Source organism: Pseudactinotalea sp. HY160 (assembly GCF_009372055.1).
Lineage (GTDB): Bacteria > Actinomycetota > Actinomycetes > Actinomycetales > Beutenbergiaceae > HY158.
Genome location: NZ_WHMT01000007.1, coordinates 47,756 through 72,229, shown reverse-complemented (window position 1 = coordinate 72,229; position 24,474 = coordinate 47,756). Strand labels below are relative to the sequence as shown.

Genomic DNA, 24,474 nt, shown 5'->3' with positions numbered 1-24,474 from the left:
GCGTGATGCATCTCCACGGCAGGGGGAGACAGTAACTGGACTCGTGGTGTCTTCTGTGCGCGTCAATGCACGCCTAGCGAAACGGAACAACCTCCATGACTGCCCCGATCCAGATCGGCCACGCCATCTTCAACAACTGCGTCTTCACCACGACGACGGCCACCCCGCCGCCGCCGGAACCTCCGCGACGGGCTCGCAATGCCGGGCTCGCGATGCTGATCCCCCTGCTGTCGGCCCTGGTTCGGCTCATCATCCGCGCCCTGTCCGAGTTCGCCGCAGGATGGTGAGCCCCGCCCAGCCACCCCCGCTGCTGTGCTCGCCAGCCCCTGGCGCGCGTCCAAGGGGATAAGGGAAACCCGTCCGGCCCCACCTGACCGACCAAGGGGGCGGGGCCGAACGGGTGGTCTTCACACCTTCAGGTACTCCTTCGAGCCGAGGCGGGCGAACACCTCCCCGAAGGCGTCACGGGCTTCGGCGGGCATGAGCGCGCCCTTGGGCATCTGGCCTCCGAGGGCACGCGCCCCGGGGGTGGCCACGTCCGGCTTGCCGCCTTCGGCGCAGGCGACCATGACCCCCATGGCCTGCTCCCACGTCTTGGCCTTACCGTCTGCGACCGCGAGGGCACGCACAGAGGTGACCAGGGCGAAGAGCCGGTCGGGCCGTTCGGCGTGCCAGTCCACCAGGGACGGGTCGGCCATCACCAGCGCGGGGTCGTGCAGGTCACTGGTGGAGATCCAGGTGGCGAACTCGGTGGCCGCGGCTTCCCCGATGAGGCCGACGAGGGCCAGGTCTCGGGCGTCCTCGTCACCGGCGCGCAGGTGGGCGATGACCCGGATCGCGTTGTGCCAGGACCGGTAGGAGGGCCATCCCTTCCCGGCCTTGGCGAGGTCGGTGGGGACGGCGGTGCGCAGGTCGGGGCGGCGGGTGAGGAAGGCGAGCACCTGCCCTTGGATGAGCGCCCGGTTCCGGGCCACATCCTTCTTCGCGGCGAGGATACGGGCCAGGTCGGGCCGCTGCGGGTCGGCGAAATCGGTCAGGAGACCTTCGGACCACGCCTCGAACGGCATGTGCCAGGCCAGGTGCAGGAACCGGTTGGCGACCGGCGCGGGCAGTTCCATCCCGTCCACGGCCTCATCGACGGGGTTCGAGATCGCCACAATCGAGGTCGTCTCGGGCAGTTCGGCCTCCCCCACGACCCGCTCCTGGACGATCCGCATGGAGATCGCGAACGACTCGGACGAGGACTGCATTTCGTCGAGGACGAGCAGACCGGACTTCGCCTCCTGCAGGTTCTTCACCCAGACCGGCGGCGAGTAGGTGACGCGGCCACCGGTCTCCACGGGCATGCCCATGAAGTCGCCCTTGTCGCGGGAAGAGCCGGTGATCACTTCGACGCGCCGGCCCCAGTGGGTGGCCCAGTCGGTCAGGGAGGCGGTCTTCGCCTCACCCGGGGATCCTTCGATGTGGACGGGCACTCCGGCGGTGATCGCAGCGGCGATGACGCGGTGGCTGGGGTGGTTGATGCTCATGGTTGGTATCTCCTTGGTCGGTGAGTCACTGCCCCGGTGTGCGGACCCCGCCGAACCACGCCACGGCCACCACTGGCCCGATGTTCCACTGGCCCGGCTGGGGCACCCATCGCCCCCTGCCGCACACCTGAGAGGCAGCACGCCCCCGCCCCACCGATTGCCTGACCGACCACCCAGTCTCGACCGACCACTCTGTAAGGGACCATTCATGATCAGCCTCGAAGACCTCGGCCTCACCCGCCCCGGCGGCACCTCCCCCGGTGATTCTCGGGACGGCGATGGCGGGCGTTCTGGTGACCTGCATGTCGTCGGTGGCGGGTCGGCTGAGAAGGTCGAGGAGTTCGCGCCGGTGGAGCCTGCTGCCGGTTCGGCTACGGCGGCTGCGCTGTACCAGACCTGGTCGGGCAACCCGGTGACCATCGTCAACTCTCCCCCGGGCGCGGGCAAGACGACCCTGGTCACCCAGGTGGTGCACTGGCTCTCTGAGCGGGCCGAACTGGAAGTTGTCATCGCCACCCCGACGGTTGCTGCCGCCATGTCGGTGGCCCGCCGCCTGGTGGAGGTGATGGGCCCGAACCGGATCGTGCTGCGCGGCTCGTCGTTCAAGACCCCGGTCGAGGGCGTCCTCGTCCCGGCGTCCAGTTCGATCGCCGGGGTCAAGGTGAGCGAGATTGGGATCGGACGCCCGCCGGTGGAGATCCGTACGGTTGCCTCGTGCCGGATGAGCCCGCCGAAGGTGGACGTGCTCGTCATCGACGAGGCGTACCAGGTCTCGTTCGCGGATGCGACGGCCGCTGCCGAGGGTGCCGAACAGGTGCTGCTCGTGGGTGACCCCGGCCAGATCGGTCCGACGATGACGGTGGACACGACCCCGTGGGAGCGGTCCCGGATCGCCCCGCATCACCGCAGCCCGGAAGGGTTCGCTCGCCGTAGTGACGCGGTCGAACTTCACCTGCCTTCGACGTACCGGCTCGGTCCGGTGACGACGGCGGCTATCGCGCCACTGTACGAGTTCGAGTTCGACTCTGCCCGCCCAGACGTGGCCGTGCGCGGCATGGCCGAGGTGGAGTCGGTGACGGTGCCCGCGTCCCATTCGGTCACGGGACCGGAGGCGATGGCCGCGGTGGTGGACCGGGTCGAGCACCTGGTGGGCAGCCAGGCTGATTCCGGCGCGGGCTCGTTCACGCTCGGCCAGGCCGATGTGGCCGTGCTGGCGGCACGCAACGAGCAGACCTCGATGCTCACGGGACTGCTCCGTACCCGCGGACTGTCGGAGGTGACGGTGGGCACGGCCGACCGGTTGCAGGGTGGCCAGTGGGCCGCGGCGGTCGCGGTGGACCCGTTCTACGGCTCCCCGGTCGGGTCCTCCCATTCACGGTCGCTGGGCCGGTTGTGCGTCATGACCTCCCGGCACATCGCCCACCTGACCTGGGTGACCAGCGACGACTGGCGGGACGTCATCGCGGCTACGTCGATGGACGATGACGAGCGGGACGGTCACGTGGCCGTGCGGGAGGCCCTGACCGCCGAGGAGTGACCGCCACTCGCCACACCCACCCGACTGGCCCCACCTGGTGGCCCCACTGGGCCGATCATTCAGTCCCACCAGTCGGGCAGGACATGCACGCCGAGCGAGACCGATTCCCACGGGCCGTACCTGCCGGTCCGGTCATCGAAGTAGCGCACGGAGAGCTCGTGATCCCCGTTGATGACCTGGATGACGGGGCGGGCCCGGTGGTGCCGGTCGAACGTGCCCGTGGTGACGATCTCGCCATTCAGACGCACCTGGAAGTTGCTGTGCGCCCCGCCGATGAGGTCGAACGCCACATCGTCCTTGCGCCCGTTCCCATCGAGGTCTTCCCGGGACACGTACCAGGTGCCGTCCGGGTCGGCGAACCTCGGGGCCATGACCGTGACCGTGCCGGCCACCTCGACCGGCCGTGAGGTCTGCCCGTTGACCGTCTGGGCGGCGGACAGGCTCGTGGCCACGCCGGCGTCGAGCTCGTCGAGCAGGATCCGCCAGTGCCCGTGCCCGCTGCTGCCTGCCGTGGTGGCGGCAAGTTCGGTCCCGTCCTGGTCGGTGATGGTGACGACCGCCCCGGGAACCGCGTGCCCGCTGACCGTTGGGAAGTGCCACAGCTGCTCAGGGAGCTCACCGGAGGTGACCTGAGGAGGCGTCGGAATCAGGGGCGTCGGATCCACCCCGTCACCGGGCTCAGGATCGGGCACCGGCGTCGGTTCAGGACTGGGTTCTGGGTCAGGCGTCGGGGTCGGCTCAGGTGCTGGCTCCGGCTCATCGGGCTCAGGCGCAGGACTGGGCTCGGGGTCTGGCTCCGTGCTTGGAGAGGCCGTCACCTGTGGCAGGTCGTCGCCGGTGACCTCATCGGCTGGTACCTCGGGCTCGGGGGCCGGTGCCACCCTTGCGGTCACGTGCGGGTCGGGTTCAGCCATTGCCGGCGCATCGAGTGGGGGTATCGCGCTGGGTCCCGTGCGGGAGGTCTGGACGGGCTGTTCGGGATCACCTGGGACCGACTGCATGGGTGGCCCGGGCGGCAGGGTCGTCACCGGGGCCCTGCGCCCTGCCGGGATCGTGGTCGTGGCAGGAGGTGGTGCGCTGACAGTGCTGCCTCCGGTGCCCGCGTGGAATCCTGTGAGGGTGACGACCAGGGCGGTCACGCCGACTGCCCCGATGGCGGCGGTCTTGACCGGGACGGTGAGCGCTGCGGCCTTACCGAGGAGACCGGGCACGCTACTAACCCCACTGCTGGCGCTGGCCACGCCTCCGGCACCCGTGGTGATTCCGGCGGCGAATAGGAACGCGATAGGGGTGAGCAGGACGGGCAGGTTGCGGTCCACGTCGTCGAGGTGGGCCAGGAGCTCGGTGCAGCCACGGCACTGGTCGAGGTGGCCGGTGAGGTCGTCTCGTCGTCGCCCGCGCAGCTTCCCCCGTTGGAGTCGGGCGAGGTCGCCCACGTGCGGCTGGCAGGCCGGGTCGATATTCCCGGTCGCCAGGTGGGCTTGCAGCCAGGATGAGCGCAGGCCCTCGCGTGCCCGGACGAGGAGTGCGGCGGTCGCGCCCGTGCTGATGCCGAGGAGCTCGCCGACCTCCGTGTTTCCGCGGGCTTCCACTTCGGACCACCACAGTGCCCGCTGCCACCTGCCCGGCAGGGACCGGACAGCGGTGTCGAGCATCATCTTGTCGATGACGGAATCGTCCGCAGGCGCGCCGATGGTCTCACCGGTCAGGGGCAGTTCACCGGTCGAGTCTTCGCGCTGCCGGCGGCCCCACTCGATGACGACGTTGCGGGCGGTGGCCATCAGGTAGGGACGGAAGTCGCGGATGGTCGCGGTCCCCTTCTCGATGGCGGTGAAGACCCGCAGGAACGACTCATTCACGATGTCGGCGATATCGCCTTCACGGGGTGCGCGGCGGGCAGCCAGGGCCCTGATGGCCGGCTGGTGGCGGCGGTAGAGCTCTGCCATCGCGTCACGGTCGCCGCACTGCAGGCGTTCGACCAGTTCAGGATCCGCCGGAAGCCCAGTCGTGGAGCTGTGCTGGCCTGAAGGGCTGGCCCCGTGTTCGTGCGCGAGTGTCATTCCTGTTCCTCTCCCCCGCTTGGCACGTTATCTGCGAATGCGCGGATCACAGCGGCGAGCAGGTGCCCTGTCCCCATCGAAACCGATTCCATTGTGAGCCGTGTCATGGTTTTCATCACGACCAGGCCGATGAGGACCCGTTCCGACTCCCTCAACCGGCTGCCGGTGCCGGCTTCGATGTCGTCGGCCACCTGTTCACTCAGTAGGTCGGCCACGACGTCGATCTGCCCGGCGGAGCTCGCGAACGGCTCCCACCCGGGGTCGCCCGTGTGGCCAGATGACCGGTTGGGCTCGTCCGGGGCCCACGGGACCGCGTCATGGCTCGCGCCTGCATCGAGAACTTCGTCGACGACCGTGCTCAGGTGGCTGCGGTACGGCTCGGGCAGGTCGTTCTTGTCTCGGCTGGGAACCTTCGTAGAAAGCATCCAGCAGAGCACTTTGAGCTCGGCAAGTGCCTGTGTGGGCATGGGCGCTCCTCGCTCCTGGTCGGTTGTGGCTGTCACTGGGGTAGATGAGGGCCGGGCTGGTTCATGACGCCGAAGCCGCTGTGACGTGCATCACTCAACCGTCAGTGCTGGATGCTTCCCCGCGAGACTGCCGGCAACGGATTTGGGCACTGGGTCACTGGTCGACGTCCTCCGCACACCTGGAGGGCATGACCGACCAGACCACCCCCACCTCCCGTTTCGCCCTGTTCGAGCAGTCGTGGCGGCGCAAGGCCCGCGACCAGGGCTCCCCGATCGAGCGGTTGGCGATGCCGTCGGTGCTGTACCCGGCGATCTCGCGCCCCGACCCGATGTTCAGCGGCCCCGACTTCCTGTTCGTCTCCCGCAAGGGCGGCAAGCTCTACGTCTCGGACCTGCTGGTCGACCGGCCCCACCCGGTGGTGGCGGACCTGGCCCGGGTGGCTGAGCGGTTCTATTCGGCCAACACCGAGCAGGACCGGGACCGCAGGCCCAAGTACACCCCCGGTGGTGTCATCGTCGCCCCGGACCGTCCCACGGCGGACTTCCTGGTCCGCAAGGCCGACCGCAGCGAGGATGCGGGCACGCTGGCGAGTTCCCTGATGCTGGCCGACGCCCTCCCGGCCTCATCCCGGTTCGTGGTCCTCACCGAGGCGCTGGCCCGCAAGTTCTTCCTGCCCGCGGCGTTGGATGAGGACTCGCTGGAAGACTGGATGGAGGCGTTCGGGATGCGCCGGACGCGCACGTTCGCCAACCTGCGCAGCCTCCTGCTCATGGTCTACCGCGGCCCCGGCGGGCTCGATGCGCAGGACCGGCACCTGCCGGATGCGGAGCCGAACATGGGCTCAGTGAGCCGCCCCGCCGCCGTGAGCGAGTCCTACCTGATGGGTGCCTCCCGGGGCCGGTCCCTGGAAGGGCAGTGCTCCCAATTCAGCACGGTCACCTCCATCACGAACCGGTGGGACTTCCTGGTCAACTCCGACCCGCTCGGGCGGCGCGCCGCTGAACTCGACGGCAGGGTCTTCACCGCGCAGTCCGGCATCTCCCCCACGACTCTGCAGGTGACCTCCCCGTTCGTGGCCCGCGAAGGCAAGGCGATCATCGCCCTGCCCCAGCATCGACCCGTCGGCCCCCGTGACCTGTCGGACACGCTCACGGTCGAAGAGATCGCGGTGTCGCCGGACGGCACGACCGAGATCCGCATCAACCACAGGTCTGCCCACGTGGTCGCAGGCGGTCAGCCCGTCCAGTTCATCGCCGCCCCGTTCATGCCCTCCTACATGGGCGCGCCCGGGAAGAAGTGGACGGCCCGGGAATCCGAGGGCACCGTCACCGCCCCGGTCCGGCAGGTGCCGCTGGCGATCACCCTCGCCGGAGCCCCCACCGCCCCGGTGGCTGCAGCGGCCTGACCAGGTGCCTCGACCAACCAGGTGGCCCCTGGCCGGGCACTCTCTGACCGGGGCACTGGAGGGGTCATTCCGCACACCAGAGGGGCATGACCATGACACTGCGCACCCCCAGCCGCGACGACCTCGCCGACTTCTCCGCCTGGCGGACACTGGCGTTGTCGCGCATGCCGTACATGGCCTCCCTGCTGTTCAGTGTTCGTGTCCTGGACGCCCCCGGGCTCGGCACGTTCGCGGTCGATGAGGGTCACCGGCTCTACATCGACTTCGAGCAGGCCCGGCCCTGGGGTGCGGTGGCGTGCGGGGAGCTGCTTCTGCATGAGGTGGGGCACCTGTTCGGTGAACACGCTTCCTTCGCCCGCGACTTCGGGGTCGAGCCCAGTGAGCGGAAGATATGGAACGCGGCCGCTGACGCATCGATCAACGACGACCTCGTCCAGGCCGGGTGCGAGTACATCGCCTCCACCCGCATCATGCCCGACCAGATCGGGGCACCGAACTACGAGACTGCCAAGTACTACCTGGACGTGCTGCGCGATCTGCGGGACCAGAACCAGAGCCAGAGTCAGTCGGGTCAGGGCCAGCCAAACCAGGACGATTCGGACCAAGATGATTCGGGTCAGAGCCAGTCAGACCAGGGCGGCTCCGGTGGCCGGGACACCGACGGCTCCAACGCTGACGGTGATGCCGATTCGGATGGGCCGTTCACTGGGTGCGGGAGTGGATCGGGCGGTCAGGCCGCGCCGTGTGAACTGCCCGAGGGGGAGGACTTCGGTGGCCAGGCACCGGCTGCATCGGCTGCGGAGCACCGCCGCGTCATCGTGTCCACGGCTGCCCAGATCGTCGAGCATGCCTCGAAGGGGCGCGGCACGGTCCCTGCCGGACTGGTCGATCAGGCCCGCGGGTTGTTGGAGCCGTCGGTGACGCCGTGGCAGCGGGTGCTGGGTTCGCTGGTTCGCCGGTCGGTGAGGTTCCGGGCCGGGCAGGACCGCCCCGATGCGATGCGCCGGGATCGTCGCCGTCACAACATCGTGCTCGGCCAGTCCGGTGCGAAGGTCATCTACCCGGGTCGGCGCTCCCCCAAGGTTCGGGTGGCGGTCGTGCGGGACACGTCCGGTTCGATGAGTGCCGGTGACCTGGACTGCGTCACCAGCGAGGTCGTGGCCATCTCGAAGCGGTTGAGGATCCGGGGCCGTGACCTGACGATCCTGGACGTGGATGCTGACGTGCATACGGCTCGCGGGTTCGCGGGAGCGGGGTCCATGCAGGAGGTGGTCGGGCGCGGCGGCACCGACATGCGTGTCGGCATCGAACGGGCGTTGACGCTGCCGGGCGGCGTGGACGTGATCGTGGTCCTGACCGATGGTGGCACCCCGTGGCCGGTAGAGCCGGTGAGGGTCCCGGTCATCGCCGCGCTCGTGGGCGAGTGGGCTGAGCAGACCGCCGAGGTGGTGCCGGATTGGATGCCGCACCTGGTCATCGAGGATCCGAGCAAGTAGCACCAGAGCCAGAGCCAGAACCAGCGGGGCTGAACGAGTAAGGGCAGCCCGCATCGAGCAGGGAAGGAGGAAGACCCATGGATTCAGCGAATCATCTCATTCGGGCCATCTTGGACATGGCCGCTATCGAGGCCGCGCAGGAAGCACTCGATGACCGGCGCCGGCAGGTTCTGGCGCGCGTGGGCCGCTGAGGCACCCGGACCGGCAGGTACCGGTCGCCCCTACCGTGCACCTCGTTCGCCCTGTGGTCCGCCCTGTGATCCGCTGGCCTGCCCGAATAGGACACTGGACATGCGGTCGGCGGCGTCGCGGGCGAGCTCGGGGACGACATGCTGGTATCGGGAGGCCATGCGTGCCTCGCTCCATCCGAGGATGTCTTGGACGACACGGGCCGACACCCCCTGAACAAGGAGCATGGTGGCGGCGGTGTGACGTGCATCGTGCAGGCGCACTTTGCGGACCCCGGCCTGCGCCAGCACCGCCTCCCAGGACCTGTTGTCGCTGCGATGGTCCAGTGGTCCGCCGGTCCGGTTGGCGAAGACCCACATCTCCGCTGGCCAGGGTGTCTCGCCGCGTAGCCGCTCGGCGGCCTGCTGGCGACGGTGGGTGTCGAGGGCGGAGACCATCGTGGCGTCCAGGGCGATGGTGCGTTTGCCTTTCGCGGTCTTCGTGCCACCGGTTTGCCGGGGCGGGATCGCGCGGGGGCATGCGCGGGCGGACCTGCCGCAGGTCGGCTTGGGGGCGCAGCCATGCCGCCAGATCGGTCTGGCCAGGGTTCGCCGGATGGTGAGGGTGCCGGCACTGGTGTCGATGTCGTCCCATTGCAGACCGAGAGCCTCGGACTGCCGCAGCCCCAGTCCGAGTGCGACGAGCCAGCGGGCTCCGTTGCGTCTGTGACGGCACGCTTCGACGATTGCGCGGACCTCATCGACGCTCAGCGGGGTGATCTCGGCTTCCTCCGTCGGTGGCAGTGCCACGTGCTGGGCGGCGTTGGTGGTGACGTGGCCACGTTTCACGGCTTCGGTCAGGCAGGCCCGGGCCGTCTTCACCGCTGCCCGCTTCGTCGAGGCCGATGCTGGCACCTCTTCACCGCGCCGAGTACGGGTGATCATCCGCGAGAGGGCTTCTTCGATGTGCTCGACTCGCAGCGCCTTCAGCTTCACCCGGCCCAGGAGCGGGACCAGGTGCGTTTCGGTGTGCGACCGGTAGAACGCCCATGTGGAGGGCTTGCGTCGTTCGGCAACGATTCCGAGCCAGTAGTAGGCCCACGTCTCGAAGGACATGTCCGTACTGACGACGGCCGCGTCTGTACTCTTCTCGGCCGCGGAGAGCTTGGACATGACTTCGGCGCGGGTGGCACCCCGAATGTGCTTCTGTCGCCTCTTACCGGTCAGTGGGTCTGCGGGGAGAGTCAGGAACACGTGGAATCCTCCCCGGGCCGGATCGGCCTTGATGTTCGGGCGTCCGTTCGCGGCACGCATCAGGAGACTCGCCGACGTCGGGCCGAGATCCAGTCATCGAGTTGTTCTCGGTCGATGCGGGTCTTGCCGACGATCTCGACCGTGGGTAGCGCGTCATCATTGATGAGCTTGTAGACCGATGAGCGGCTGATGCCCATGTAGGTGCCGGCTTCCTCGACTGTGAGCAGCCTCGGGTTGATGCGTACGGGTTCCTCCTCTCTGGCGGTCAGGTCGGTGATCGCCTCACCGAGCTCGGTCAGGATGTGTTGGATGCGCTGGGGCGTGGGCTGGTTCTGATCCATGCACGTCATGTGTGCGGGATTTTCCAGGGCCGTCCGCTGAGGTCCGCTGAGGGCGTCGAAGATGCCACCCAACTTGCCACCCAGGGGTGTCTCGGCGAGCCGATCGGGGGCACTGCCACACGACCCTGTGTGAGCGTTTATCCGCATGATTGTGGGCATTTCTTGCTCTTTCCCACATGGTCGGGCTGGCGGGATTTGAACCCACGACCCCTTGACCCCCAGTCAAGTGCGCTACCAAGCTGCGCCACAGCCCGTTCAACCGTGATGAGACTACCGCACGCCCGGCGCCAACCGGTAATCCGCGCGGCCACGCGGGTGAGACGCACGCCACACCACCTCACCGTGCCCATGCCGCGCGCCCGCCGAGCCCAGTGCCCGACGCCCGAAGCAGCCCGACGCGAGCCGAACGCCGCGCGCGAACCGCGGCGGCCGTCGTCCATAATCCTCTCGCCTTCCCCCCACACCGAGACCTACGCTGGATCCTCGTGCGCGACTTCCCTCCCGAGACCACGGCCTTCACGGCGGGCTCGACCCAACACCCCGACACGCGCTCCCCCGCCCGCTTCCTGCTGTGGCTGCTGCGGGAGCAGGGCTCGGTGCTCTGGTGGACGATCCTGCTCGCCACCCTGTTCGCCCTGCCCGCCGCGATCGCGCCGTGGGCCCTCGGCAACGTCATCGACTCGGGGATCACGGCCCGCGACACCGGCGCCGTGCTGCTGTGGATCGGCGTGCTCGCCGTCGTCACCCTCGCCGGCGCGCTGACCGGCGGGATCTGGCACATCGCGCAGGTGCGGTCGTGGCTCATCGCCTCGTTCGGCACGATCGGGCTCGTCACGAACAAGTCGACCGAACTCGGGCACGTGCTGCATCGGCGCACGCCCACGGGCGAGGTGCTCTCGGTCGCGGGTTCCGATGCCGACCAGTTCGCGGCGTTCCTCGAGGTGACGACCCGCGCGATCGCGAACGCGCTCACCTACCTCATGGTCGCAGCGATCGTGCTCACGACGAACGTCCGCCTCGGGGTCATCGTGCTGCTCGTGGCGCCGCTGCTCGTGGCCGTCACGGGCCCGATCCTGCGCCCGCTGCAGCGTTCCCAGGCGCAGGAACGCTCCCGCACGTCCGAGCTCACGTCGATGGCCACGGACATCGTGGCCGGCCTGCGGATCCTGCGCGGGGTCGGCGGGGAGGCCACGTTCGGGCGGAACTACGCAGTTCAGTCGCAGCGCGCCCGCGGCGCCGGCGTGCGCGCGGGGATCTGGGGGGCGGTGGTCGAGGCCGCCGGCGTGCTGCTCTCGGGCCTGTTCGTGGTCGCGCTCATGTACCTGGGCGCGCGCGCCGTGCACGCGGGCGAGCTGAGCATCGGCGGCCTCGTCGCGTTCCTCGGCTACGCACTCTTCCTCCTCCAACCCATCCGCGTGTTCTTCGAGTTCGTGCAGAAGTTCGTGCGCTCCCTCGTCTCCGCCGAGAAGGCGATCAACATCTTCGCCCACGGCTCGCCCTGGCCGGGCGATCGGAACGGGCGTATGGACGACGCCGCTCCCCTTCTCGATGAGGCCTCCGGCGCGCGGCTCGCGCCGGGGCTGCTGACGATGGTCGTCTCGGCCGACCCGGACGAGGCCGCGGCGCTGGCCGACCGGTTCGGGCGCTACCTGCCGGCGGAGGCCGAACCCACCTCGCTCGACGCCGGCGAGGACCTCACGGGCCGGGCCGCGAGGACCGCCCGCCGGGCGAACGCGCGCCGGCGGCGGGCGGCGGCCGAACACGACCACGCCCGGGCGCACGCCCCCTGGGGGGTCCGGCTCGGCGACGTGGACCTGGCGGAGGCGCCGATCGAGCAGGTGCGGGCCGCGATCCTGGTGAGCGACACGGGATCGACCGTGTTCGCCGGCACCCTCCAGCAGGCCCTCGATCCGACCGGGCGACTCACACGCGAGCAGGCCGAGGACGCGCTGGCGGCCGCGGCCGGCGAGGACGTCTACGACGCGACCCCGGGTGGCTGGCAGGGCCGGCTGGACGAGCGTGGCCGCGGCCTCTCGGGCGGGCAGCGCCAGCGGCTCGTGCTCGCCCGGGCCCTCGCCGCGGACGCGCCGATCCTCGTGCTGGTCGAGCCGACCTCGGCGGTGGACGCCCACACCGAGGCGGTCATCGCCGACCGCCTTCCCGCGGCGCGGGCCGGACGCACGACCGCCGTCATGACCGTCTCTCCGCTGCTGCTGCGCCACGCCGACGAGGTCCAACTCCTCGCCGGCGGGCGGATCGTCGAGCGGGGAACGCACGCGGACCTGTTCGCGACCAGCCCCCGGTACCGGGCCGTGGTCATGCGCGGCTCCGACGAACTCGACGGTGCGGCAGGCTCCGGCCCGGGATCGCCTCGCGCGGGCCGGCCGAGCTCAACGGTCCCGGATGTGGGCGGCGGGCAGTGCGGAGGCCGCGATGACTGAGCCGAGTGCAGTGCGCGATGCGCTCTCGAACGACCTGCGCGCGGACTCCGCGCGCACCTGGCTGGCCGCGGCCGACCCCGCCCCCGCCACGGACCGACCGGTCACCGGCGCGCCCGCGGAACCGGGCGCCGTCCGTAATCCACGCGCCCGGTGGCGCGCCTACCAGGCGCGGCACGCAGCCCGGCGGCGGCGCGCCCAGGAGCATCGGGCCCGCGCCTTCGATCCGGACAAGGGCCTGCCGGTGGCTACGAGCGGCCAGGTCGTCTCGTTCCTGGGCGGGCTGTTCTCGTCGCGGAAGGCGATCGTGGCGGGCCTCGTGCTCGCCAACGCCGCAGCGGCGGCCACGGCCCTCGCCGTCCCGAAGCTGTTGGGCGACCTCGTGAACACGACGACGGTCGCGGGCGGAGCAGGTGAGGACTCGGCGGTGCTGCGCCTCGTCGCGATCGTCACGGTGCTGCTCGTGCTGCAGACGGCGCTCACGTTCACGGCGCGGGCGGTCGCGGCGATGCTCGGCCAGGACGTGCTCGCCCAGGCCCGCGAGTACGTGATCCGGTCGGTGCTGCGGCTGCCGCTGGGAACGGTCGAATCGGCCTCGACCGGCGACCTGGTCACGCGGGTGACCCGCGACGTCAATTCGATGAGCGCCACGGTGCGCTGGGCGCTGCCGGAGGGCATCATCGCCGTGATCACCGTCGCGCTGACGATGGTCGCGATGGTGTTCAACTCGTGGCTGCTGGCGCTGCCCTCGCTCGTGCTCGCCGGGCTCGCGACCCTGCAGGTGCGCCGGTACCTCCGCGAGGCGCCGACGGCGTACCTGTACGAGGGGGCGACCTATTCCCGGATCAACACCACCCTGACCGAGACCGTCGAGGGGGCCCGGACCCTCGAGGCGCTGCGCCTGGGCCGGCGGCGGCGTCGTCATGGCCGGGAGGATCTCGAGACCTCCGGGCAGGCCGAGCGATACGGACTCTCGCTGCGGGTCGTGCTGCTGACGGTCATGGACACGGCCTTCTCGTTGCCGCGGGTGATCACGCTGGCGATCGGCGCGTGGGCATACTTCGAGGGCCGGCTCGACCTCGGGCAGATCACCACGGGGATGCTGTACGTGGAGGCGTTCTACGGGCCCTTCGACCGGCTCGTGGTCACGATCGACAACCTGCAGGTGGGGATCGCCTCGACCACCCGGCTCCTCGGGCTGGCCTCCGTGCCGCCGGACCGTCAGGAGGGCGACGCGCTGCCGCTCGACCGGCAGCTGGCGGGGACGGGTCTGCGGTACGCCTATCGCGAGGGTGAGGACGTGCTCCACGGCATCGACCTGAACCTGCGCACCGGGGAGCGGCTCGCGATCGTCGGCCCCTCGGGCTCCGGGAAGTCGACGCTGGGCCGGCTGCTCTCCGGGATCCACGGTCCCCGGGCCGGATCGGTGCAGGTCGGCGGGGCGGATCTCATCCAGCTCCCGCTCGAGCGGCTGCGCCGGGAGGTCGCCCTCGTGACGCAGGAGCACCACGTGTTCCGCGGCACGGTCCGCGACAACGTCGTGCTGGCCCGGGAGGGCGCGGGCGACGACGCCGTTATTGCGGCCCTGGCGACCGTGGACGCGTGGCGCTGGGTGCAGGCGCTTCCCGGCGGGCTCGACACCGTGCTCGGCTCGGGATCCCAGGCGCTCACGCCCGCGCAGTCCCAGCAGATCGCGCTCGCCCGGCTCATTCTGGCCGACCCGCACACCCTCGTGCTCGACGAGGCCACCTCGCTCATCGATCCGCGCACGGCCCGGCACCTCGAGGGGTCCATGAACGCTCTGCTCGACGGCCGAACCGTCGTGGCGATCGCCCACCGGTTGCACACCGCGCACGATGCGGACCGGATCGCCGTGGTGCAGGAGGGTCGGATCGTCGAACTCGGTTCGCATGAGGAGCTCATGGGCGCGGGCGGCGAATACGCGGCGTTGTGGCGGGCGTGGACCTCGTGAGCCGTTCCGGTGCAGGGGTGTGATCGGCCCGCGGCCGGCTTCTTCCGTCGACGTGGGCACGTCGCGGTGGGGAGGTCGACCCCGGCGCCGGTGGCCGTTATGTCGCAGGACATCGGTGGCGGCTACTCCCCCGCGACGAGGCGGTTTTGTTTGGTGATGGTCTCGATCGGGGTGCCGTGGCCGGTGGTGAGGCCTTGGCCGCGGACGGCGAACCAGCCTCCGATTCCCTCGATCCAGACGCGTCCGACCCAGCGGGTCGCGAGTTCGGGGGTCACGGTGGCCGGGGAGGTGTAGGTGTGGGTGATCGTGTGCTGCGGGTAGGCCTGGCCCGGGTCGGTCGCGGTGACCGGGGCGGTGTCGTCGCCGAAGTCCCATACGTACTGGACGGGCTCGACCTCGAGCACGACACGGCGATCGAGCAGCCTCGTGGAGAAGCGCTGAACCACCGGTTCGGTGTAGAAGATCGTGTACATCCCCACCAGCACCTGGCCACCGGCGGGCTGGACGTGGATCGGTGACGGCTCGATCGTGAACGTCGCCAGCTCGATTCGTGCCAGCACCGCAGCGACGATGTCGATCGGCTCCTCCGGTGGGCCCGCGGCCCACGGGTCGTCCGAGTTCAGCTCGAACTCGATCCCGCAGTACAACCGGTCCCCCAGACTCGAACACTGCGACAACCACCGATCCGCATCCACCGGATCGCCCGGCTCATCCACCGCAGCACCACCAGGCTCCCAATCCGGCGCACCGCTATTCCCATCCCCTGAAGAGGAACGAGCTTCCTGAGCGCCTTCCTTCACGGGAGTGCCAAGAATTTGAGCTTGATCCTTCGTTAGACTCGGATCAAACCATTCCTTTGGCGGTGGGGGCTCCGGCGACTTAATCGCTGGAATGCTGTGCGGCGCGAACGCCGTCGATATTGCAGTTCCCAATATCAAGAGAGTGGTCGTTGCTGGCGCTGATTTCATGACGAACTCGCATAGATCTCGAGAATCTTCCAGTCGTGTCCGATTATTTGCGCCCCCATGCGTGCGCCGGGGTATTGCGTGGCGGTGTAGGTATCGTTGCGCCCGTCTCCATGCACTACCTGCATGTCTGCAACGATCATGTCGTATGTGACCTCCCAGGCAAGCCCGTCAATCGTTGGTTCGGCGTTTACGTCTGCGAGTATTGTTCCACCGCCGACCATATACCCACCATTTGCGTATATCTCTGACACTCGCTCACGTAGGCTACTGCAGGCCGTGCATCGGGGTGTCGAGATAGATTCGAGTAGTTCGGTCTCTCCCGTGGACTGAACATAGTTGTACAGGTCGAAGAAGTATTCGGCTGCGGCGATGGCGCCCTTTGCGCCGGTGTCGTCCATCGCGGCGGGCCGTTCCGGTTTGGGAAGCGGATTCGGTTCGGGTACCGGCTCCTCGTTGGGCGTCGTCTGCTCGGTCGTCGGTGTCTCCGTCGTCGTCGGGCCTGCCGTGTCTGTGGTCGGCGGGCCGGCCGACGACTCGTCGCCGCCCGAGCAGCCTGTCAGCAGCATGGTCCCCGCGAGGATCGTCGCCGCGATCCCCGTTCGTCTGCTCCCGACTCTGGTCAGCATCACCCCACGGTAGACACTCGGGGTCGATCTCGCAGCCACCCCGGCTGCCCTGTGGACAGCTTGGCCCAGATCAGTGCGAGCGTCACCGACCGGCGACGAGGCGGTTTTGTTTGGTGATGGTCTCGATCGGGGTGCCGTGGCCGGTGGTGAGGCCTTGGCCGCGGACGGCGAACCAGCCTCCGATTCCCTCGATCCAGACGCGTCCGACCCAGCGGGTCGCGAGTTCGGGGGTCACGGTGGCCGGGGAGGTGTAGGTGTGGGTGATTGTGTGCTGCGGGTAGGCCTGGCCCGGGTCGGTCGTGGTGACCGGGGCGGTGTCGTCGCCGAAGTCCCATACGTACTGGACGGGTTCGACCTCGAGCACGACACGGCGATCGAGCAGGGTCGTGGAGAAGCGCTGAACCGCCGGTTCGGTGTAGAAGATCGTGTACATCCCCACCAGCACCTGGCCACCGGCGGGCTGGACGTGGATCGGTGACGGCTCGATCGTGAACGTCGCCAGTTCGATTCGTGCCAGCACCGCAGCGACGATGTCGATCGGCTCCTCCGGTGGGCCCGCGGCCCACGGGTCGTCCGAGTTCAGCTCGAACTCGATCCCGCAGTACAACCGGTCCCCCAGACTCGAACACTGCGACAACCACCGATCCGCATCCACCGGATCGCCCGGCTCATCCACCGCAGCACCACCAGGCTCCCAATCCGGCGCACCGCCGGCGCTCCGATCAGCACCAGGATTATGCTGGTCGACCTCGCCAATTCCTATCGTCGCTTGGTCGCCGTCAGTGTTCCCTTTCCACGCCGTATCGGGGTCATCCCAGTCGTCGAAGCTGGTATCTAGCCCGAGCCCGGCGATCCCCACGAGTGTCATCGCAACTGCCAGAGCGCGGATCATTCTATCTCCGTTCCCGAAAAGAGAGCCACGACCTGCCAATCCGCAAAATGTTGAACGACGATACGTGTGCCGACCTCTTGGCTTTCACCGTATCGTTTGACTAGACCCTCGTTCGTGTAGGAGGCTCCGCTGTCAAGATTTAAGTCGAAAGCTACCTCATATGCCAAGTCATCAATGGTGCGAGTGGCGACCGGGTTAGAAATATGAGCCGATATTCCAACAATCCAACCATCGTTACTGTAAACGTCCTTAAATGTTGCGGTCATCGCGTTGCAGAAATCGCACGCGTCACGGCCCATAGCTTGAAAGTCGGATATATCTCCAGTGGAGGCGGCGTAATTGTGAAGCTCGAGAAAGTATTCGGCTGCGGCGATGGCGCCCTTTGCACCGGTGTCGTCCATCGCGGCGGGGCGTTCCGGTTTGGGGAGCGGATTCGGTTCGGGTACCGGCTCCTCGTTGGGCGTCGTCTGCTCGGTCGTCGGTGGCTCCGTCGTCGTCGGGCCTGCCGTGTCTGTGGTCGGCGGGCCGGCCGACGGCTCGTCGCCGCCCGAGCAGCCCGTCACCAGCATGGTCCCCGCGAGGATCGTCGCCGCGATCCCCGTTCGTCTGCTCCCGACTCTGGTCAGCATCACCCCACGGTAGACAATCCGACCCGATCCCGCAGCACGCCGACGGCCCCTGTGCACAACCTCGTCGGCCACCGGGCGCACAACCTCGCCGTCTGCCCCGGCCCACATGCCCAGTAGACTGGCCGTGTGTTCGGACGCAAGAAGTCGGCTGAGGCCGCCCCGGTTGAAGAGACGCCCCTGCTCGGCGGGAAGGGCCGCCCCACGCCCTCCCGCAAGGAGGCGGAGGCTCGCAATCGCTCTCCCCTGATCTCGGCGGATCCGAAGGCCGACAAGCGCGCGGCACGCGAAGCGGCACGGATCGAGCGCATGAAGGTGAACGAGGCCCTGGTCACGGGCGATGAGCAACATCTCCCTGCGGCCCACCGCGGCCCCGTCCGGCGCTATATCCGCGACTCCGTCGACGCCCGATTCATGCTCGGCGAGTGGTTCTTCCCGCTGACCCTCGTGATCGTGCTCGTGCTCCTCGTGGCCCAGAGCGTCCTCTCCCCCGAGGCGGGCGTCCTCATCCTCATCGCTCTCTACGTCGTGGTGCTGGCCACCCTCGCCCACGCCGTCTGGGTCTCGTTCGCGATCAAGAAGGAACTGATCAAGAAGTTCGGGTCGGTGCGGGGCACCCACATGTACGCGGTGGGCCGCGCGATGCAGATGCGCCGGATGCGCCTGCCCAAGCCGCAGGTCAAGAGGGGCGAGTTCCCGCACTGAGCGGGAGGCGACCGGTTCCGGTCCTCGCTCACGCGTACGGACGACGCCCGCGGCCTCGTGCGGTCGACCCCCGTCGCATGGGGTAGCCCGCCGTACCCCCGGCGGCGCGCCGGCTGCGGCCGGCGGCGGTCGGCTCATGCGCGCCCTCGCGCGTGAGTCCACGGCTCCGGTCGTCGGGTAGGCCGGGCGGGCCCGCGGCTCACCCTGTTCACGTCGCCCCGTGGTGTCGGGAGGCCGAGACGACGCTCTCCCACCCTCTCGCATGCGCGCTGGTCCCGCGGGCACTCGCACCAGCGCGTCCGTGGCATCGTGATCGACCGCCCACGTCTCCGGGAGGGTGGGGTCGACGTCACGCGACGCGGGAGTTGACCAGGTGTCGCTCGAAGTCCGGCCTGCCCGGCGCCGTCTCACAAGCCGATCGCGTCCTGATCCCGCCGGCCCTTGATGCGAGTCGGGCAGCGGAACGGGGGCGCGCCGCGGGGTACACGGTCGTGGCGAGACTGTCTCGGGTCGATATCGCGCCAACCCTTGTGATTAGCACATCTGTTCGATAGTATGGATGGTGATGGTTCCCGCTGACGGAGGCGAAAGGAGCGTGGTGATCATGACGATCGTGAGGCCCGGCTCCGCGCCGGGCGACCGCCCCGCATCGGGGGACAGTCGTGTGACCGAGTCCCCGGACGAGGACCTCAGCACGGGTGACACCGCAGTTCGCCGGCGCGACGGTCAGGTGGCAGACGCCGCCGCGGTCGCCGCCCTGGAACGGCTCACGGACGAGGTGGAGGCCCTGGCCGGACTGGACTGGGCCGGCGCCCCGGGGCAGTCCGCGCTCGATGCCCTCACCGGCGTGGAGCAGCTGACCCGCCGGCTCGAGGCACTGCAGGCACGGGTGACCGCCGCTGCCGAATCCGACGGACTGTGGGCTCTGGACGGGTCGCGGACCCTGCCGGTCTGGCTCCAGACCCATACGGGTGCCAGCCGCGGGAGCGCGCTGCGGACGGTGCGGACCGCGCGCAGCCTGCGCGACCACCTCCCGGGTACATTCGACGCGCTGCGCGCCGGGCAGGTCGGCGCCGACCACGTCGCTGTTCTCGTACGCGAGACCACGCGGACCGGGCGGATGCGCGAACAGCTCCGCAGCGACGAGGCCGGAGAGGACTTCCTCCTGAGTCATGCCCGGGGTCTCGACGCCACCGCGTTCGCCCGGATCGGCCAGGCCTGGGCGATCGCCGCCGATCCGCAGGCGGCGGACCGCGCCTGGCGCGAGGACGGCGCGAAGGAGCAGGTCACGTTGGCCGAGACCACCGGCGGCTATCACCTGACCGGCTGGCTCGACCCCGGAAGCGGGCGCCTCGTGCAGGAGGCGCTCTCGGCGCACCTGTGCCGGCCCAGCGCTGACGACGCCCGCACCCCCGCGCAACGACGCGCCGCAGCCCTCACCTCCCTCGCGCAGGAATCGCTCACCGCCGGGCGGCAGCAGTCCTCCGCTCGGATTCGGCCCCACCTGACCATCACGGTCCCCTGGCTCACCCTTGAGGCCATGGTCGCCGCCGCCGGCAGTGTCGGCAATGTCGGCACTGTCGGCAGTGCCGACCCCGGCGCGCCGCAGTCCGACACGACGCACCCCCCTGAGGAGACGGAGGCCACGGGGGCCATGGGAGACGCTGAGGACACGGAGGACACGTGGGCGCGGGCCCGAGCGTCCGAAGACGACGCCGTGATCTCCACTCGGCTCGACACCGGGCGGATGCGCGGACTGGAGCCGGCGACCTTCCCCGACGGAACGCCGTTGGCACCGGCGCAACTGGCCCGGTTCGCCTGTGATTCGTCCCTGGCCCGGGTCGTGTTCGGTCCAGAGTCCACGGTGCTGGACGTCGGCCGCGAACAGCGCATCTTCCCGGCGAATCAGGCCCGCGCGGTCATCGCTCGGGATCGACATTGTCAGTATCCAGGCTGCTACGAACCACCGGGATTCGGCGAGATCCACCACTCGCTGTGGTGGGGAAGACACGACGGCCCCACCGCCGTGAGCCACGGGATCCTCCTGTGCTGGACCCATCACGAGCTCGTCCACCGGCGCGAGATCACGATCGCCCGCCGCGACGGCCACTGGCGTTTCACCCGCATCGACGGCAGCACGATCACGGCACCCGAACACGGCACCCGAACACGCCGACCCCGCTGACGCGGGCTCGCCCCCGCGGCACTGATGTCGACCTCGGGACCCCTACCCGGGACCACTACCCGGGGCCACTGCTCGGACGGGCTGCTGCGACCCACCGCTCGGGAGCGCTCGCGCAGGGTCGCCGCAGGATTCGCCGTGGCCCAGTGGGCCAGTGGGCCAGTGGGCCAGTTTCTCAGTGGCCTCGTGGCCCCGCTACTCAGTTCCTCAGCGGCTCAGCGAGGCCCCGCGGCCTCCCTGTTGATCCGCCCGGGCCAGGTCGGGCCCCCGTAGATGAAGCCGGTGTAGGCCTGTGTCAGGTCGGCGCCGGCCGCGAGGTAGGCGCGCACGTCGGTGGCCGAGCTGATCCCGCCCATTCCGATGATCAACGGTCCCACGCCGAGCCGCCGGCGCAGCCGGGAGACCACGGTGAGTCCGCGCTCGAGGAGCAGCGGGCCACTCATTCCGCCCGCGCCGTGGTCGTGGTCGATCGTCGTGTTCACGGCGCTCACGCCCGCCAGGCCGAGCTCGCGCGCCAGGTCCGCGACCGCGTCGATATCGGCATCGGCCAGGTCCGGGGCGATCTTCACCAGCACCGGCACGTCTCGCCCCGCCGCATACGCCGCCTGCTGAGTCACGGCGTCCAGGATCGGCCGCAGGGACTCGGTGGCCTGCAGGTCCCGCAGCCCCGGCGTGTTCGGCGACGACACGTTCACCACGAGATAGTCCACGAACGGGGCGAGCCGGCGTGCGCTGAACACGTAGTCCCCGACGGCCTCGCTCGCCGGTGTCACCTTCGACTTGCCGATATTCGCCCCGAGCACGAGCGCCTTGCCCGCCGGGGTGCGCCGCAGTCGCCGCAGCCGTGCGGCCGCGGCGACCGCGCCCTCGTTGTTGAAGCCCATCCGGTTGACGATCGCCCGCTCCTGCGGAAAACGGAACATCCGCGGACGCTCGTTCCCGGGCTGCGGCCGCGCCGTCACGGTGCCGACCTCGACGAACGCGAACCCCATCGCCGCGAGCCCGAGCGCCATCCGGGCGTCCTTGTCGAACCCGGCCGCGATCCCCAGCGGCCCGGCCAGCTCCCGGCCCCACGCCCGCGTGGCGCCACCGGGCGTACCGTCCGTGCGGGTCAGGGCCGCCGAGACGACGGGTCGCAGCGGCGCCCTCCCGGCGGCCGCGATGAGCGCGGCCGCACCGTGGTGGGCGCGTTCGGGATCCATCCGCACGAGGACCTTGTCGAACAGCTTCCGATAGGGGCTCACGCCTTCTCCTGTCGTTCGTCTCGATTCGCACGCTGACGGACGGCGCCCGCCCGGCCCGAGCGATGGGTGTCGCCGGCCGCTATCCGACCGGGGCTCGACCGCCACAACCAGGTGATGCCGAGCACCGGCAGCACGAGCGGCACGAATCCGTAGCCGCGCCCGTACAACGACCACACCGAGTCGTGCTGGAACAGTTCGGGATGGGTGAGGCTGAGAGTGCCTACGAGCACCACGCCGACCAGTTCGATCGCCACCGCGATCCAGCCCACGCGGCGCATCCGCCTGCCGTTGTGGGCGAGGGCGATCGTGGCCGCGATGTACACGAGCGCGGAGAAGGCCGACAGCGTGTACGCCAGCGGTGCCTCCGAGGAGTCCCGGATCAACTGCACGCTCGCCCGCGCGCTCGCCGCCAGGGCGAACACGCCGTAGGCGGCGATGAGCGCCCGGCCGGCGCCGTAGGCGGGCCTGCGGGTGTCGGGTACGGCGGCGCCGGCCGCGGGGTCGCCGTCGAGCGGGGCGTTCACGGGGCACCGATCTGGGTGATCGCGCCGAGCGTGCCCCACAGCTGCAGCAGGCGCAGCTGCACGACGGCGAAGGCGACCCCCGCCACGATGAGCACGACCGAACTCCACCTCGTCCGCTCGGCGATCGCCCACACCCCGGCGAGCGGGAACAGCAGCGCCGCCGCGATGAAGTAGCCCCAGAAGGTGACCCCGTCGGCGATCTCGTGGCCGCGGCCGAGCTGGATGCCGGCGACGATCATCGTGGCGAACAGGAGCACGAGGATCCCGCCGGCGACGATGAGTTGCTTGAAGACGACGGGCTGATCGCGGGCGGTGCGCAGACCGGCCCACGCCGCCAGGCCCAGGGAACAGGCGAAGAGAATCCAGTTGAGGAACGGCACAACCGATGATCCTAGTGGACTCGCCTAGGATGACCCGGTGACCAACATCGATGTGACTTCGAAGGATCCGGCTCGAGTGAGCGCCGACGCCCTGGTGGTGGCGGTCGCCGCGGGCACCACCGCGCGCCTGGTGAACGCCGGCATGTTCGCCCCCGCCGCCCGCGCGGCGCTGGAGCAGGCGATCGACGTGCTCGAGGTGACCGGGAAGGCCGACGAGGTCGTCCGAATGCCCGCCCCGGAGCCGGTCGCCGCCCGGCTCGTGGCCTTCACCGGCCTCGGCGATCTCGCGGAGGCCGAGGAGCCCTCGCTCGAGAGCCTGCGCCGCGCCGCCGGCGCCGCCACCCGCGCACTCCCGGGCAGGGACGGCGCCGTGCTCGCGCTGCCGGCCAACTCCCCCGAGCAGCTCGGCGCGGTCGCCGAGGGCGCCCTCCTCGGCGCCTACCGGCTGCGCCCCGAGCTCGAGGCGAGGGGCGGGAAGAGCCGCGCGGCGTCGTCCGAAGGCACACTCCCCCTCGGCCACGTGACGGTCGCCACCCCACTCAAGCCCAAGCAGACCAAGGACGCCCTGGCCCGCGCCCAGGTCGTCGCCGCCGCCGTCCACGGCACCCGCGACCTGGTCAACACCCCGCCGAACGTGCTGTTCCCCGAGAGCTTCGCCGATCGTGCGCGCGCCCTCGTCAAGGGCACGGGGATCAAGATGACCGTGGTCGCGGGCGACGACCTGCGCGCGGGTGGTTACGGCGGCCTCGTCGGCGTCGGCCAGGGGTCGCAGCGCGGTCCGCGCCTGGTCAAGCTGAGCTACACCCCCGCCAAGCCGGCCGCACACTACGCGCTCGTGGGCAAGGGCATCACGTTCGACTCGGGCGGGCTCTCGATCAAGCCCGCCGCGGGGATGGAGACCATGAAGTCCGACATGGCGGGCGCCGCGGCGGTGCTGCACACCGTCCTCGCCGCCGCCGCGCTGGGCGTGGGTGTGCGCGTGACCGGCTGGCTCGCGCTCGCCGAGAACATGCCCTCGGGAACGGCCCAGCGTCCCTCCGACGTCATCACCATCCGGGGCGGCACGACCGTCGAGGTGCTCAACACCGACGCCGAGGGCCGCCTCGTGCTCGCCGACGCACTCGTGGCCGCGGGCGAGGAGGATCCGGACGTGGTCGTCGACATCGCCACGTTGACGGGTGCGCAGATGGTCGCGCTCGGCAACCAGGTGAGTGCGGTCATGGGCACCGACGACGCCCGCGAGCACGTGATCGCGGCCGCGGATGCCGCCGGCGAGCAGATGTGGCCGATGCCGCTGCCGGTCGCGTTGCGCGCCTCCCTCGACTCGGCCGTGGCCGACCTGGCCAATATCGGTGAGCGGTTCGGGGGCATGCTCGTGGCCGGCCTCTTCCTCAAGGAGTTCACGGGCTCGCGGCCGTGGGCGCACCTCGACATCGCGGGCCCCTCGTTCAACAGCGGCAAGCCGCGCCACTACGAGGCCGAGGGCGGCACGGGCGCCGGGGTGCGCACGCTGCTGACACTCCTGGAGAATGCGGCCCGCCGGGCCGCGTGACGCATCCCACCCAGATCGCCACTCCATAGAGCTGGGGGCCCAGTGCCGGTGATGACAAGATGGACTGGAGCAGAACGACCATCGGTGTGGACGGCGACACTCGACCGC

General features: G+C 69.8%; 21 protein-coding genes and 1 tRNA gene. 9 read left to right on the top strand and 13 right to left on the bottom strand.

Annotation, left to right across the window (positions count from 1 at the left end; all coding sequences use genetic code 11):
- Nucleotides 1-95: 95 nt before the first annotated feature.
- Nucleotides 96-287, top strand: coding sequence for a hypothetical protein (locus GCG21_RS08550; RefSeq protein WP_152819064.1), 192 nt, complete (start codon nucleotides 96-98; stop codon nucleotides 285-287).
- A gap of 120 nt (nucleotides 288-407) precedes the next feature.
- Here the strand turns inward: GCG21_RS08550 and GCG21_RS08545 are convergent, their stop codons facing one another.
- Nucleotides 408-1,529, bottom strand: coding sequence for an ATP-binding protein (locus tag GCG21_RS08545; RefSeq protein ID WP_194165009.1), 1,122 nt, complete (start codon nucleotides 1,527-1,529; stop codon nucleotides 408-410).
- Nucleotides 1,530-1,737: 208 nt separating this feature from the next.
- On the opposite strand from GCG21_RS08545, the gene GCG21_RS08540 reads away from it, so the two are divergent.
- Complete coding sequence (locus tag GCG21_RS08540) at nucleotides 1,738-3,066, top strand: AAA family ATPase (protein ID WP_194165008.1); 1,329 nt, start codon at nucleotides 1,738-1,740, stop codon at nucleotides 3,064-3,066.
- Between the two features lie 59 nt (nucleotides 3,067-3,125).
- Here the strand turns inward: GCG21_RS08540 and GCG21_RS08535 are convergent, their stop codons facing one another.
- Both GCG21_RS08535 and GCG21_RS08530 read right to left on the bottom strand, forming a co-directional pair.
- Nucleotides 3,126-5,012 carry a sigma-70 family RNA polymerase sigma factor gene (locus GCG21_RS08535; RefSeq protein ID WP_194165007.1) on the bottom strand — a complete coding sequence of 629 codons (1,887 nt, stop codon included), beginning with the start codon at nucleotides 5,010-5,012 and terminating at the stop codon, nucleotides 3,126-3,128.
- 110 nt (nucleotides 5,013-5,122) lie between these two features.
- A complete protein-coding gene (locus GCG21_RS08530; protein ID WP_152819056.1) occupies nucleotides 5,123-5,593 on the bottom strand; it encodes a hypothetical protein in 471 nt (156 codons plus the stop codon).
- A 188-nt stretch (nucleotides 5,594-5,781) separates the two neighbouring features.
- On the opposite strand from GCG21_RS08530, the gene GCG21_RS08525 reads away from it, so the two are divergent.
- Complete coding sequence (locus GCG21_RS08525) at nucleotides 5,782-6,999, top strand: hypothetical protein (RefSeq protein WP_152819054.1); 1,218 nt, start codon at nucleotides 5,782-5,784, stop codon at nucleotides 6,997-6,999.
- Nucleotides 7,000-7,085: 86 nt separating this feature from the next.
- Nucleotides 7,086-8,495, top strand: coding sequence for a VWA-like domain-containing protein (locus GCG21_RS08520; RefSeq protein WP_152819053.1), 1,410 nt, complete (start codon nucleotides 7,086-7,088; stop codon nucleotides 8,493-8,495).
- A 221-nt stretch (nucleotides 8,496-8,716) separates the two neighbouring features.
- Here the strand turns inward: GCG21_RS08520 and GCG21_RS08515 are convergent, their stop codons facing one another.
- From GCG21_RS08515 to GCG21_RS08505, 3 genes are all read right to left on the bottom strand, one after another.
- Nucleotides 8,717-9,976, bottom strand: a complete 1,260-nt coding sequence (locus GCG21_RS08515) for a tyrosine-type recombinase/integrase (RefSeq protein ID WP_152819051.1) — start codon at nucleotides 9,974-9,976, stop codon at nucleotides 8,717-8,719.
- Nucleotides 9,976-10,257, bottom strand: a complete 282-nt coding sequence (locus GCG21_RS16220) for a helix-turn-helix domain-containing protein (RefSeq protein WP_194165006.1) — start codon at nucleotides 10,255-10,257, stop codon at nucleotides 9,976-9,978. Before GCG21_RS16220 ends, GCG21_RS08515 begins: the two co-directional genes overlap by 1 nt.
- Nucleotides 10,258-10,434: 177 nt before the next feature.
- A tRNA-Pro gene (locus GCG21_RS08505) sits at nucleotides 10,435-10,511 on the bottom strand.
- Between the two features lie 231 nt (nucleotides 10,512-10,742).
- On the opposite strand from GCG21_RS08505, the gene GCG21_RS17090 reads away from it, so the two are divergent.
- Together GCG21_RS17090 and GCG21_RS08495 are read left to right on the top strand one after the other, a co-directional pair.
- The gene (locus GCG21_RS17090) at nucleotides 10,743-12,698 is read left to right on the top strand and encodes an ABC transporter transmembrane domain-containing protein (protein ID WP_370517412.1); all 1,956 of its coding nucleotides are present in this window, start codon (nucleotides 10,743-10,745) and stop codon (nucleotides 12,696-12,698) included.
- On the top strand, nucleotides 12,691-14,667 hold the full coding sequence (locus tag GCG21_RS08495) for an ABC transporter ATP-binding protein (protein ID WP_152819047.1): 1,977 nt from the start codon (nucleotides 12,691-12,693) through the stop codon (nucleotides 14,665-14,667). Before GCG21_RS17090 ends, GCG21_RS08495 begins: the two co-directional genes overlap by 8 nt.
- Before the next feature lie 122 nt (nucleotides 14,668-14,789).
- Here GCG21_RS08495 and GCG21_RS08490 read toward each other — a convergent pair whose 3' ends face one another.
- The 4 genes from GCG21_RS08490 to GCG21_RS08475 form a co-directional block, all read right to left on the bottom strand.
- Nucleotides 14,790-15,344, bottom strand: coding sequence for a PKD domain-containing protein (locus tag GCG21_RS08490; protein WP_194165005.1), 555 nt, complete (start codon nucleotides 15,342-15,344; stop codon nucleotides 14,790-14,792).
- A 287-nt stretch (nucleotides 15,345-15,631) separates the two neighbouring features.
- A complete protein-coding gene (locus GCG21_RS08485) occupies nucleotides 15,632-16,261 on the bottom strand; it encodes a DUF6318 family protein (RefSeq protein ID WP_152819043.1) in 630 nt (209 codons plus the stop codon).
- Nucleotides 16,262-16,343: 82 nt separating this feature from the next.
- Nucleotides 16,344-16,898 (bottom strand): PKD domain-containing protein, encoded by a 555-nt coding sequence (locus GCG21_RS08480; RefSeq protein WP_194165004.1) that lies wholly within the window; start codon nucleotides 16,896-16,898, stop codon nucleotides 16,344-16,346.
- 251 nt (nucleotides 16,899-17,149) lie between these two features.
- Nucleotides 17,150-17,782 (bottom strand): DUF6318 family protein, encoded by a 633-nt coding sequence (locus GCG21_RS08475; RefSeq protein ID WP_152819040.1) that lies wholly within the window; start codon nucleotides 17,780-17,782, stop codon nucleotides 17,150-17,152.
- A 126-nt stretch (nucleotides 17,783-17,908) separates the two neighbouring features.
- On the opposite strand from GCG21_RS08475, the gene GCG21_RS08470 reads away from it, so the two are divergent.
- Both GCG21_RS08470 and GCG21_RS08465 read left to right on the top strand, forming a co-directional pair.
- A complete protein-coding gene (locus GCG21_RS08470) occupies nucleotides 17,909-18,484 on the top strand; it encodes a DUF3043 domain-containing protein (protein WP_370517411.1) in 576 nt (191 codons plus the stop codon).
- 604 nt (nucleotides 18,485-19,088) lie between these two features.
- Nucleotides 19,089-20,669, top strand: coding sequence for an HNH endonuclease signature motif containing protein (locus GCG21_RS08465; protein ID WP_194165003.1), 1,581 nt, complete (start codon nucleotides 19,089-19,091; stop codon nucleotides 20,667-20,669).
- Between the two features lie 212 nt (nucleotides 20,670-20,881).
- On the opposite strand, the gene GCG21_RS08460 is transcribed toward GCG21_RS08465, so the two are convergent.
- Genes GCG21_RS08460 through GCG21_RS08450 form a run of 3 tightly spaced genes read right to left on the bottom strand, consistent with a single transcriptional unit; the run spans nucleotide 20,882 to nucleotide 22,814 of the window.
- Nucleotides 20,882-21,910, bottom strand: a complete 1,029-nt coding sequence (locus GCG21_RS08460) for a quinone-dependent dihydroorotate dehydrogenase (protein ID WP_370517410.1) — start codon at nucleotides 21,908-21,910, stop codon at nucleotides 20,882-20,884.
- Nucleotides 21,907-22,434: a hypothetical protein gene (locus GCG21_RS08455; RefSeq protein WP_228760171.1), complete on the bottom strand. Its 528-nt coding sequence runs from the start codon at nucleotides 22,432-22,434 to the stop codon at nucleotides 21,907-21,909. The genes GCG21_RS08460 and GCG21_RS08455 overlap by 4 nt, the downstream gene beginning before the upstream one ends.
- Complete coding sequence (locus tag GCG21_RS08450; protein ID WP_152819037.1) at nucleotides 22,431-22,814, bottom strand: hypothetical protein; 384 nt, start codon at nucleotides 22,812-22,814, stop codon at nucleotides 22,431-22,433. The genes GCG21_RS08455 and GCG21_RS08450 overlap by 4 nt, the downstream gene beginning before the upstream one ends.
- A gap of 37 nt (nucleotides 22,815-22,851) precedes the next feature.
- Between GCG21_RS08450 and GCG21_RS08445 the strand changes: the two genes are divergently transcribed.
- Entirely contained in the window at nucleotides 22,852-24,366 is a 1,515-nt protein-coding gene (locus GCG21_RS08445) for a leucyl aminopeptidase (RefSeq protein ID WP_370517409.1), read from the top strand.
- The last annotated feature ends 108 nt before the right edge of the window (nucleotides 24,367-24,474 follow it).

Excerpts from the sequence above, each read along its gene's own strand:
- GCG21_RS08550 (WP_152819064.1), top strand. The coding sequence starts at position 96 with ATGACTGCCCCGATCCAGATCGGCCACGCCATCTTCAACAACTGCGTC.
- GCG21_RS08545 (WP_194165009.1), bottom strand. The coding sequence starts at position 1,529 with ATGAGCATCAACCACCCCAGCCACCGCGTCATCGCCGCTGCGATCACC.
- GCG21_RS08540 (WP_194165008.1), top strand. The coding sequence starts at position 1,738 with ATGATCAGCCTCGAAGACCTCGGCCTCACCCGCCCCGGCGGCACCTCC.
- GCG21_RS08535 (WP_194165007.1), bottom strand. The coding sequence starts at position 5,012 with ATGGCAGAGCTCTACCGCCGCCACCAGCCGGCCATCAGGGCCCTGGCT.
- GCG21_RS08530 (WP_152819056.1), bottom strand. The coding sequence starts at position 5,593 with ATGCCCACACAGGCACTTGCCGAGCTCAAAGTGCTCTGCTGGATGCTT.
- GCG21_RS08525 (WP_152819054.1), top strand. The coding sequence starts at position 5,782 with ATGACCGACCAGACCACCCCCACCTCCCGTTTCGCCCTGTTCGAGCAG.
- GCG21_RS08520 (WP_152819053.1), top strand. The coding sequence starts at position 7,086 with ATGACCATGACACTGCGCACCCCCAGCCGCGACGACCTCGCCGACTTC.
- GCG21_RS08515 (WP_152819051.1), bottom strand. The coding sequence starts at position 9,976 with ATGCGTGCCGCGAACGGACGCCCGAACATCAAGGCCGATCCGGCCCGG.
- GCG21_RS16220 (WP_194165006.1), bottom strand. The coding sequence starts at position 10,257 with ATGGATCAGAACCAGCCCACGCCCCAGCGCATCCAACACATCCTGACC.
- GCG21_RS08495 (WP_152819047.1), top strand. The coding sequence starts at position 12,691 with ATGACTGAGCCGAGTGCAGTGCGCGATGCGCTCTCGAACGACCTGCGC.
- GCG21_RS08485 (WP_152819043.1), bottom strand. The coding sequence starts at position 16,261 with ATGCTGACCAGAGTCGGGAGCAGACGAACGGGGATCGCGGCGACGATC.
- GCG21_RS08475 (WP_152819040.1), bottom strand. The coding sequence starts at position 17,782 with ATGCTGACCAGAGTCGGGAGCAGACGAACGGGGATCGCGGCGACGATC.
- GCG21_RS08465 (WP_194165003.1), top strand. The coding sequence starts at position 19,089 with ATGACGATCGTGAGGCCCGGCTCCGCGCCGGGCGACCGCCCCGCATCG.